We start from the raw sequence: 11403 nt of genomic DNA, 5'->3' as shown, positions 1-11403 counted from the left end.
ACACCTCCTGAGAGGGGCGCCCCACCGCCGTTGTACGGACCGGTCGTTACTGACCGCTGAGCGGCAGGAAGCCGGTCTGGACCAGCTGCGCACCGCGCTTGCGCGTGATGAACATGCCACGTCCGGGCGTCAGCTGCTGACCCTTGACGTTGCCCATCAGCGGGCCCTCGGCCTTGTCGGCCGACAGGATCAGACCCTGCGCACCGAGCTCCTTGGCACGCTGCATGACCGGCTCGAACGAGGACCGGCCGGCCCCCGACGAGCTGCGCGCCAGGATCAGGCGCAGACCCAGGTCACGGGCGAACGGCAGGTACTCCAGCAGCGGCTGGAGCGGGTTGCCGCTGCTGGTCGCCACCAGGTCGTAGTCGTCGACGATCACGAACGCGTCCGGGAGGTCGTACCAGCTGCGGTTGCGCAGCTGCTCCGGCGTGACGTCCGGACCCGGCATGCGCCGGCCCAGCGAACCGGCCAGACCGCTGATGACCTCCTGGAGCTGCGGCCCAGCGGCGCAGTACTTGTACAGGTGGCTGTCGGGGATCTCGCCGAGCAGCGCGCGCCGGTAGTCGGAGACCACCAACAGCGCCTTGTCGGACGGGTACCGCTCGGCGATCTGCTTCGTCAGCAGGCGCAGCAGCGACGACTTGCCCGACTCGCTCTCGCCGTAGATGACCAGCAGCGGGTCGGTCTCGAAGTCGATGAACGCCGGGGACAGCGTGGTCTCGTCGACGCCGATCGCGATGCCGTGTTCCGGGTAGTCGCCGCCCCGGGGCAGGTCGCTGGCGTGCAGCATCGTCGGCAGCATCCGCACCGCGGGGGCGGGTTCGCCCTGCCAGTGCTCGCTGACCGTCTGCACCAGGTTCGCGACGCCGTCGCTGAGCGTCTCCGGGTCGCTCATCCCGTCCAGTCGCGGCAGCGCCGCCAGGAAGTCGAGCTTGTCGGGGGACAGACCGCGACCGGGCTTGCCCATCGGGACGTTCTCCGCGCGCTTGCGGTCGAACTCCGACTCCATCGGGTCACCCAGGCGCAGCTCCACGCGGTTGAGGAGCTGGTCGCGCAGCGCGGGCCGCACCTCGGTGTAGCGCGAGCCGGCGATGATGAGGTGGATACCGAAACCGAGACCCCGGCCGGCGATGTCCAGGATCACCGGGTCCATCTGCTCGTAGTCGGTCTTGAACGTGCCCCAGCCGTCGATGACCAGGAAGACGTCGCCCCACTTCTGGTCGGGGAAGGCGCCCGCGGCCCGCCGCTGGCGGTAGGTCGAGATCGAGTCGATGCTGTTCGAGCGGAAGAACTCCTCGCGCTCGTTGAGGATGCCGACGACCTCGGAGACCGTACGGCGCACCTTCTCGGCGTCCAGACGCGAGGCGACACCGCCGACGTGCGGCAGCCCCTCCAGGCTGAGCATGCCGCCGCCGCCGAAGTCGAGGCAGTAGAACTGCACTTCGGCCGGGGTGTGGGTGAGCGCGAACGAGGAGATGGCGGCCCGGATCAGCGTCGACTTACCGGACTGCGGACCACCCACGACCAGGCCGTGACCGGCACCGGCGGAGAAGTCCAGGTACATCACGTCACGCCGCTGCTCGAACGGCTTGTCCACCAGCGCGACCGGCACCATGAGCTTGCCCAGCGCGGTGTACTCCGGCGCGTGCACACCCCGCTCGGGGGTGACCGCGAGGGCCGGCAGCAGCTGGTTGACCGTCGGCGGCTCCTCCAGCGGCGGCAGCCACACCTGGTGCGCCGGCGGGCCCTGACCCTGCATCCGCTGGACCATGACGTCCAGGACGGTGTCGGCCAGCGCGTCGTCGATCTCCGGCTCCGTCGCCTCGACGGCGATGGGCTCCTCGATGATCTGCTCGATGACCGGGGCCGCCGTGAACGGCACCGGCATCCGCATCGACCGGCCACCGCCGGCGCTGCGGCCGCCGCCACCCGGGCCGCGGTAGGTACCGGAGACGTACGCGGCCTTGAACTGCACCATCGTCTCGGTGTCGTACTTCAGGATGCCGGAACCGGGAACGTTCGGCAGGTGGTAGGCGTCCGGCACACCGATCGCGGTCCGCGACTCGGCCGCGGAGAACGTCCGCAGACCCAGTCGGTAGGACAGGAAGGTGTCCAGACCGCGCAGCTTGCCCTCTTCCAGCCGCTGCGAGGCGAGCAGCATGTGCACACCCATCGAACGGCCGATACGACCGATCTGGATGAACATCTCGATGAAGTCGGGCTTGGCGGCGAGCAGCTCGGAGAACTCGTCGATGATCATCACCAGCGAGGGCAGCGGGTCCAGCGGAGCGCCGGCGGCACGTGCCTTCTCGTAGTCGGTGATGTTGGCGTAGTTGCCCGCCGACCGCAGCAGCTCCTGACGACGCTGGAGCTCACCGGTGATCGAGTCGCGCATGCGGTCGATCAGGGTGACGTCCTCACCGAGGTTGGTGATGACCGCCGCGACGTGCGGCATCTCCGACATACCGGTGAAGGTGGCGCCACCCTTGAAGTCCGCGAGGATGAAGTTCAGCGTCTCCGAGGAGTGCGTCACCGCGAGCGCGAGCACCAGGGTGCGCAGCACCTCGGACTTACCGGAACCGGTCGCACCGACACACAGGCCGTGCGGGCCCATGCCCTGCTGCGACGCTTCCTTGATGTCCAGCATGACCGGCTGACCGTCGCGGTCGACACCGAGCGGGACGCGCAGCCGCTCGGCGAGCGTCCGGGGACGCCAGGTGCGCGACACGTCCAGCGTGCCGGCGTCGCCGATGTTGAGCAGGTCGGTGAAGTCCATGGAGGACAGCAGCGGATCCTCGCCGTCGGCACCCGAACCGGCCCGCAGCGGGGCCAGCTGGCGGGCCAGCGCCTCCGCCTCGGGGATCGACAGGGTGTCGCACGCCCCGTGGTAGACCGCACCGCTCGCCGACTCCAACACCAGCTTGCCCGGCCACACCTGAACGGCCAGACCACCGCGGATCTCGTCCAGGTCGCCCGGCACGACCTCCAGGATCGTGACGCCCTGAAGGCCCTCGGCCCCGGCGATCACCGAGTCCATCGGGACGTCGCCGCCGTCCAGTACGACGACGACGTGCGGACCGTCGGTCACCGGCTGGCCCTGCGGGCTGAACCGCCCGCGGCCGTCCAGCTCGTCCGCCAGCAGTTCCTCGATCTCACCGAGGTCACCGACGACCAGTCGGCGGGTACCGGCGCCGTCGGTGGTCTTGTCCTGGACCTGCGGCAGCCACTTCGTCCACTCCCACTCGGCCTGCGCACCCGGCGCGGCGACCACGGCCACCACCAGGTCCTCGGGCGAGTGCAGCGTGCACAGCTGGGCGAGGAGGGCGCGCGAGGCGCCGTAGACGGTGTCCGGGTCACCGGAGACCGTCAGGTGGTAGAAGGCGCGCAGCGACACCGCCAGCGGGAGGCTGTCCAGATGGCCGTGCTTGTCGAGGAATTCCTTCATCGCGTGCGCGGTCAGCGGCTCCAGCTCGTCGACCGGAGCGGTCTCCGGCGCCCGCAGCGGAGTGGACAACTGCTGGGGACCCAGCCCCAGGCGCACCTGCGCGAAGTCAGGGTCGTTCAACCGGCGTTCCCAGACCCGCTTGCCCTCGGCCACGACGGACCACAGCTGGCTCGGATCGGGATGGGTGAACAGCTGCGCGTCCCGCTGCCTGCGGGCGGTGCGCCGTACCTCTTTCCGCTTCTGCGCAAGGTACTTGAGGTAATCCTGGCGTTCCTGGACCATCTGTCCGGAAGGCCCCTGGCGGGCCTTGACGATCTGCATGATCGCCATCGCCAGTGTGGTGGCCACCATGAAACCGCCCATGATCTTCATGAACGGTTGGTTCCCCATGAACAAGAAGCCCGCCGAGGACGCCATGCCCATCATGGGCATGAAGGTCATCAGTAGGTTCTCCGGTTCTCCCTCGCGGGGAAGCTCCGGCGGTGCCTCAAGTACCACCTCCTCGGAGGGGACTTGAGGTGGAAGCGCGCGGGGCGGGCGCTTGACGATGACAACGCTCACCGAGGCATCAGTCCTTCATGCATCTCGCAGTCTCGGACCGCCCCCGTTGGATTCGACGGTCCCCCGAGCCAAGTCCTTGGCCCGACGCAGGCGTTGATCCTACTGTTAGGCGTCAAGTCAAGGGGTGGGTGGGGCAGGGCCCCGATCGGACGGTACGCTGACGCCCCGCGAGCGCGCCACAGCCCCGTATGGACGGCCCTATATATAGGGCGCGCGACGCGACAAAACGCCCAACGGATAGGGGGAACCGCCAGGTGAGCACGAGCACTGGCACCGGCTTTTGCCGGGTCACGGTCGCCGCGCCGGACGCACGGATCGACGTGGCGCTGCCGGAGGACGTGGCACTCGTCGATATCTACCCGGAGATCCTGCGGCTCTCCGGGCAGTCCCAGGCCGAGGGCGCCCCGACCGGATATCACCTCGTACGCCGCGACGGGACGGTGCTCGACGCCGGACAGTCGCTGGCCCAGCAGCAGATCCTCGACGGTGACCTGCTGCTGTTGAAGCCTTTCGCCGAGTCGTTGCCGCTGCCGGTCTTCGACGACGTCTCGGACGCCATCGCCTCCGCGGTCAAGCAGAACCGCAGCCGCTGGAGCGACGACCTGATGCGCGTCGTCGGCCTCAGCGCCGGTGTGCTGCTGCTGGTGATGATGGCGTTCGCCCTGTGGTTCTCGAACCCGGTCAACCGCGACATGCACCGACTCCCCGGCATCATCGCCGGCGTGGTCGGCGTCGTCCTGGTGGCGCTGTCCGGCGTCCGGGCCCGGGTCTACGACGATCACGCCTCGTCGATCGCCCTGGGCCTGGCGTCGCTGCCGCACCTGCTCATCGCGGGCTCCGGCATCTTCCCCGTCGATCCCGGTGGCGGCCCCGGCCGACTCCACCTGCTCGTCGGCTGCGTGACCGTCCTGATCGCCTCGGTGCTCCTGGTGGTCATGCTGCCGCGCGGTGACGCGCCCTTCGTCGCGGCCGCCTTCCTCTCCGCCATCGGCACCCTCGCGGTCTTCGCCGCGATCCTGACCGATGCCGCTCCGCGCGAGGTCGCCGCGGTCACCGCCGTCGTCTCCATCGCCATGGTCGCCTGGCTGCCCAGCCTCTCCGCCCGGTTCGCCCGGCTGCCCATCGGCTACCGCTCGCCCGACCAGATCGCCAAGGGCGCCCTGGAAACCGGTTCCGATACCGAGTCGGTCGACTTCGTGAAGATCGGCAACCAGGCCAAGCGCGGCCACGAGCTCCTGCTCGGCCTGGTCGCCGGCTGCTCCGCCCTGGTCGTCGGCTCCGCCGGTATCGTCCTCGGCTTCTCCGACAACGTCTGGGCCCAGGTGCTGGCCATGGCCGCCGGCATCACGATCATGCTGCGCGCCCGGCTCTTCGACTACACCGCCCAGGTCGCCTGCCTGACCATCGCCGGCATCTTCACCATCGTGCTGCTCATCCTGGGCATCGCGCTGCACCCGCCGCTCGACATCTTCGTCACCCTGGAGCGCTTCCAGGACTCCGGTCCGCTGAACGTCCGGACCGTCTGGTTCTCCTGCAGCATCGCAGTGGGTGCCGCGATCCTCGTCGGTGTCGGCCTGGTCGTCCCGAAGAAGGGCGTCACCCCCTTCTGGGGCCGGATCTTCGACATCTTCGACGGCCTGGTCCTGCTGTCCCTGGTGCCGCTGTGCCTGGCGGTGCTCGACGTGTACAACATGGTGCGCGGCCTCACCGGCAGCTAGCCCTGCACCACACCGCCGGCGAGACGGCCCCCCGACCACCCGGTCGGGGGGCCGTCCCGCTGCTGGTACGCTGTCCGACGGTCCAATCGAGTCATCCAAGATTCCCTGTGCCGCAATTCCAGGGGCGCTCGCGGACCGAAACCCCAAGGAGTACGCGTGTCGCTCGACGCCGCTACGAAGAAGCAGATCATGGCCGAGTTCGCCACCAAGGAGGGTGACACCGGCTCCCCCGAGGTCCAGGTCGCGATGCTGTCCCGCCGCATCTCGGACCTCACCGAGCACCTCAAGACCCACAAGCACGACCACCACTCCCGCCGTGGTCTGCTGCTGCTGGTCGGCCAGCGCCGCCGCCTGCTGCAGTACCTGGCGAAGAAGGACATCACGCGCTTCCGCGCGCTGGTCGAGCGCCTGGGCATCCGCCGCGGTGCGGCGGGCGCCAAGTAGTCCGCAGAAGTGCCGCATAGGGAGCGGTTCCCACCGGGGGCCGCTCCCTTTGCCGTACGCACCTGACAGCCGTCCCGCCGCGCGATGGACGGAAGCTTTGTAGTCTGGTGCCATATCGCAAAAGCGAACGCGGTAGGAGCGCCTCCTGGCCGCCGGTCCTCGGTAGTGGCCCCCGGGCCGTCCATGGCAGACCATGCGACATCACTCCGGGTGCTTCGATCGAAGACCGGCCCGCACCGGCGCTCCACCGAAGACGGTCCCCTGCCACACGGGCAGCGGACGCAGACGAGGAGATATTCCTGGTGGAGAACGAGACCCACTACGCCGAAGCCGTGATCGACAACGGCTCCTTCGGCACCCGCACCATCCGCTTCGAGACGGGCCGCCTGGCCAAGCAGGCCGCCGGCTCCGCCGTGGCGTACCTGGACGACGACACCATGGTGCTGTCGGCCACCACCGCTTCCAAGAACCCGAAGGACCAGCTGGACTTCTTCCCGCTGACCGTCGACGTCGAGGAGCGGATGTACTCGGCCGGGAAGATCCCCGGCTCCTTCTTCCGCCGCGAGGGCCGCCCCAGCGAGGACGCGATCCTCACCTGCCGCCTCATCGACCGGCCGCTGCGCCCCTCCTTCAAGAAGGGCCTGCGCAACGAGATCCAGATCGTCGAGACGATCATGGCGCTCAACCCCGACCACCTCTACGACGTGGTCGCCATCAACGCCGCCTCCTGCTCCACGCAGCTGGCCGGCCTGCCCTTCTCCGGCCCGATCGGCGCCACCCGTGTGGCCCTGATCAACGGCCAGTGGGTGGCCTTCCCGACCCACTCCGAGCTGGAGGGCGCGGTCTTCGACATGGTCGTGGCCGGCCGGGTGCTGCCCGACGGCGACGTCGCGATCATGATGGTCGAGGCCGAGGCCACCGAGAAGACCATCGAGCTGGTCAAGGGCGGCGCCGAGGCCCCGACCGAGGAGGTTGTCGCCGCCGGTCTGGAGGCCGCCAAGCCCTTCATCAAGGTCCTGTGCAAGGCCCAGGCGGACCTCGCCGCGAAGGCCGCCAAGCCGACCGGCGAGTTCCCGGTCTTCCTTGAGTACCAGGACGACGTCCTGGAGGCGCTGACCAAGGCCGTCAAGGACGAGCTCACGCAGGCGCTCACCATCGCCGGCAAGCAGGCCCGCGAGGCCGAGCTGGACCGCGTAAAGGCGCTGGCCGCCGAGAAGCTGCTCCCGGAGTTCGAGGGCCGCGAGAAGGAGATCTCCGCCGCGTACCGTTCGCTGACCAAGACCCTGGTCCGCGAGCGCGTCATCAAGGAGAAGAAGCGGATCGACGGCCGCGGCGTCACGGACATCCGTACGCTCGCCGCCGAGGTCGAGGCGATCCCGCGGGTGCACGGTTCCGCGCTGTTCGAGCGTGGCGAGACCCAGATCCTGGGCGTCACCACCCTCAACATGCTCCGCATGGAGCAGCAGCTGGACACCCTCTCCCCGGTGACCCGCAAGCGCTACATGCACAACTACAACTTCCCGCCGTTCTCCGTCGGTGAGACCGGCCGCGTGGGCTCCCCCAAGCGCCGCGAGATCGGCCATGGCGCGCTCGCCGAGCGCGCCATCGTGCCGGTGCTGCCGACGCGCGAGGAGTTCCCCTACGCGATCCGCCAGGTCTCCGAGGCGCTGGGTTCCAACGGCTCGACGTCCATGGGCTCGGTCTGCGCCTCGACCATGTCGCTGCTGAACGCCGGTGTGCCGCTCAAGGCCCCGGTCGCCGGTATCGCCATGGGCCTGATCTCCCAGGAGATCGACGGCCAGACCCACTACGTCGCCCTCACCGACATCCTCGGTGCGGAGGACGCCTTCGGCGACATGGACTTCAAGGTCGCCGGCACCAAGCAGTTCGTGACCGCGCTCCAGCTCGACACCAAGCTCGACGGCATCCCCGCCTCGGTCCTGGCCGCCGCGCTGAAGCAGGCCCGCGACGCGCGTCTGCACATCCTGGACGTCATGAACGAGGCCATCGACGTCCCGGACGAGATGTCCCCGAACGCCCCGCGGATCATCACCGTCAAGATCCCGGTGGACAAGATCGGTGAGGTCATCGGCCCCAAGGGCAAGATGATCAACCAGATCCAGGAGGACACCGGCGCCGACATCACGATCGAGGACGACGGCACCATCTACATCGGTGCCGCCGACGGCCCGGCCGCCGAGGCCGCCCGCGCCACGATCAACGGCATCGCCAACCCGACCATGCCGGAGGTCGGCGAGCGCTACCTGGGCACCGTCGTCAAGACGACCACCTTCGGTGCGTTCGTGTCCCTGCTCCCGGGCAAGGACGGTCTGCTGCACATCTCGCAGATCCGCAAGCTGGCCGGCGGCAAGCGCGTCGAGAACGTCGAGGACGTGCTCGGCGTGGGCGCCAAGGTCCAGGTCGAGATCGCCGAGATCGACCAGCGGGGCAAGCTGTCCCTGATCCCCGTGGTCGAGGGAGAAGACACCGAGGCCGACCAGAAGGACGACCAGGCCAAGTGACGTCCCGTACGTACACGACGACGGCCCGCACCTCCTCGGAGGGGCGGGCCGTCGCCCGTACCCAAACGCTTCTGAAGGGCGCCGCGGGCGCCGGCACGGTCCGCCGCACCACCCTCCCCGGCGGGCTGCGCGTGGTCACCGAGACGCTGCCCACCGTCCGCTCCGTCACCTTCGGGATCTGGGCGCACGTCGGCTCCCGCGACGAGACCCCGTCCCTGAACGGTGCCACCCACTACCTGGAGCACCTGCTCTTCAAGGGCACCCAGCGGCGCTCCGCCCTGGACATCTCCGCCGCCGTCGACGCGGTCGGCGGCGAGATGAACGCCTTCACGGCGAAGGAGTACACCTGCTACTACGCGCGGGTGCTCGACACCGATCTGCCGCTCGCCATAGACGTGGTCTGCGACATGCTCACCGGCTCGCTGATCGAGACCGAGGACGTGGACGCCGAGCGCGGGGTGATCCTCGAAGAGATCGCGATGACCGAGGACGACCCGGGCGACTGCGTGCACGACCTGTTCGCGCACACCATGCTCGGCGACACCCCGCTGGGCCGCCCCGTCCTGGGCACCGTCGACACCGTCAACGCGCTGTCGGCCGATCGCATCCGGCGCTTCTACAAGAAGCACTACGACCCCACCCACCTGGTCGTCACCGCCGCCGGCAACGTCGACCACGCCAAGGTCGTCCGCCTGGTGCGGCGCGCCTTCGAGCAGGCCGGCGCGCTGCACCGCGCGGACGCCACCCCGGTCGCCCCGCGCGCCGGCCACCGCGCCCTGCGCACCGCCGGCCGGGTCGAACTGCTCGGCCGCAAGACCGAGCAGGCCCACGTGGTCCTCGGCATGCCCGGCATGTCCCGCAACGACGACCGGCGTTGGGCGATGGGTGTCCTGAACACCGCCCTGGGCGGCGGGATGAGCTCCCGCCTCTTCCAGGAGGTCCGCGAGAAGCGCGGTCTGGCGTACAGCGTGTACTCCTTCACCTCGGGCTTCGCCGACTGCGGCCTGTTCGGCGTCTACGCCGGCTGCCGGCCCAACCAGGTGCACGACGTCCTCAAGATCTGCCGCGACGAACTCGACACGGTGGCGGCCGAGGGCCTCACCGACGACGAGATCCGTCGCGCGATCGGCCAGTTGCGCGGCTCCACGGTCCTCGGCCTGGAGGACACCGGTGCACTGATGCACCGGCTCGGCAAGAGCGAACTGTGCTGGGGCGAGCACATGTCGGTCGACGAGGTGCTGGCCCGGATATCGGCGGTGACCCCGGACGAGGTCCGGGAGGTGGCCCGTGATGTCCTGGGCGCACGCCCCTCGCTGTCCGTCATCGGCCCCCTGAAGGACCGGCAGGCGGCCCGCCTGGAGGACGTCGTCGCCTAGGCGACGGCGTCAGCGGGCCGTCCCACCACGAGAGAGAGCGGAAAACGATGAGCAAGCTGCGCGTGGCCGTCCTGGGAGTCAAGGGGCGCATCGGCTCCGAGGCCGTCCGGGCCGTCGAGGCCGCCGACGACATGGAGCTGGTCGCGGCCCTCGGCCGCGGCGACAGTCTGGAGACGCTGGTGGAGACCGGCGCCCAGGTCGCGGTGGAACTCACCACACCCGACGCGGTGATGGACAACCTCGGCTTCTGCCTGCGGCACGGCATCCACGGTGTGGTCGGCACGACCGGCTGGACCGACGAGCGCCTCGCGCAGCTGCGCACCTGGCTCGACGCCGCCCCCGGCGCCGGTGTGCTGATCGCCCCGAACTTCTCCCTCGGCGCGGTGCTCACCATGCGGTTCGCGCAGCAGGCGGCGCGTTTCTTCGAGTCCGCCGAGATCGTCGAGCTGCACCACCCCAACAAGGCGGACGCCCCGTCCGGCACGGCCGTCCGCACCGCGCAGCTGATCGCCGAGGCCCGTGCGGAGGCCGGCTGCCCGCCGCAGCCGGACGCCACCCAGACCGCGCTGGACGGCGCCCGCGGCGCGGACGTGGACGGCGTCCCGGTGCACTCGGTGCGGCTGCGCGGCCTGCTGGCGCACCAGGAGGTGCTGCTCGGCGGGGTGGGGGAGACCCTCACCATCCGCCACGACTCCCTGCACCACAGCAGCTTCATGCCGGGCATCCTGCTCGGTGTGCGGCGCGTGGTGGACGTCCCGGGCCTGACGGTGGGCCTGGAGAACTTCCTCGATCTGAGCTGACGACCATGGGCGGAAAGATCACGTACTTCTTCCTCGCCACCGTGCTGGTGCTGGTCTTCGGCGTGGTGGCGATGGAGGGCGTCCTGCTCCTGCTGACCGGGGAGCCGGCGGCGATGGGCATGGGTGCGGTGGCCTTCGTCCTGCCGTTCCTGGGCGGCTGGTTCCTGTGGGCCAACACCCGCTTCGCCCGCGATGCGAACCGGCTGGCCGGCGAGCTGGAGGCGGAAGGCGGCCTGTCGGTCGACGACCTCGCGCGCACCCCCGGCGGCCGGATCGACCGGGACGCGGCCGACGCGGCCTTCGCCCGGCGGCAGGCCGAGACCGAGGAGGCGCCCGGCGACTGGCGCGCGTGGTTCCGGCTCGCCGTCGCCTACCGGGACGCCCGGGACACCCCGCGCGCCCGTAAGGCCATGCAGCGCGCCATCTCCCTGCACGACGGCAAACCTAGCCCCGGCGAGCCGGTCCGGACCGGCTGAGTCCTCGAAAACGCCGACCGCCCGGGTCCGTACGGACTGTCTCTTATACACATCTCCGAGA

At 69.8% G+C, this 11403-nt stretch carries 7 protein-coding genes; 6 read left to right on the top strand and 1 reads right to left on the bottom strand.

Going from position 1 to position 11403, the window contains the following annotated elements; genetic code table 11:
- Window positions 1-46: 46 nt before the first annotated feature.
- Window positions 47-4006 carry a type VII secretion protein EccCa gene (eccCa, locus tag ACFVT2_RS42855; RefSeq protein WP_390027820.1) on the bottom strand — a complete coding sequence of 1320 codons (3960 nt, stop codon included), beginning with the start codon at window positions 4004-4006 and terminating at the stop codon, window positions 47-49.
- A 254-nt stretch (window positions 4007-4260) separates the two neighbouring features.
- Here eccCa and eccD point away from each other — a divergent pair, with 254 nt between their 5' ends.
- From eccD to ACFVT2_RS42825, 6 genes are all read left to right on the top strand, one after another.
- On the top strand, window positions 4261-5724 hold the full coding sequence (gene eccD / locus ACFVT2_RS42850) for a type VII secretion integral membrane protein EccD (protein ID WP_390027818.1): 1464 nt from the start codon (window positions 4261-4263) through the stop codon (window positions 5722-5724).
- Between the two features lie 156 nt (window positions 5725-5880).
- Entirely contained in the window at window positions 5881-6168 is a 288-nt protein-coding gene (gene rpsO / locus ACFVT2_RS42845) for a 30S ribosomal protein S15 (RefSeq protein ID WP_006602744.1), read from the top strand.
- 302 nt (window positions 6169-6470) lie between these two features.
- The gene (locus ACFVT2_RS42840) at window positions 6471-8690 is read left to right on the top strand and encodes a polyribonucleotide nucleotidyltransferase (protein WP_390027815.1); all 2220 of its coding nucleotides are present in this window, start codon (window positions 6471-6473) and stop codon (window positions 8688-8690) included.
- A complete protein-coding gene (locus ACFVT2_RS42835; protein WP_390027813.1) occupies window positions 8687-10066 on the top strand; it encodes a M16 family metallopeptidase in 1380 nt (459 codons plus the stop codon). The genes ACFVT2_RS42840 and ACFVT2_RS42835 overlap by 4 nt, the downstream gene beginning before the upstream one ends.
- A 47-nt stretch (window positions 10067-10113) precedes the next feature.
- Window positions 10114-10866 carry a 4-hydroxy-tetrahydrodipicolinate reductase gene (gene dapB / locus ACFVT2_RS42830; protein WP_390027811.1) on the top strand — a complete coding sequence of 251 codons (753 nt, stop codon included), beginning with the start codon at window positions 10114-10116 and terminating at the stop codon, window positions 10864-10866.
- Between the two features lie 5 nt (window positions 10867-10871).
- Window positions 10872-11342 carry a hypothetical protein gene (locus ACFVT2_RS42825; protein WP_390027808.1) on the top strand — a complete coding sequence of 157 codons (471 nt, stop codon included), beginning with the start codon at window positions 10872-10874 and terminating at the stop codon, window positions 11340-11342.
- Window positions 11343-11403: the final 61 nt, after the last annotated feature.

The sequence above is a fragment of the Streptomyces sp. NPDC058000 genome (genome assembly GCF_042886435.1).
Classification (GTDB): Bacteria; Actinomycetota; Actinomycetes; order Streptomycetales; family Streptomycetaceae; genus Streptomyces.
This window is presented reverse-complemented; position numbering and strand designations above follow the sequence as displayed.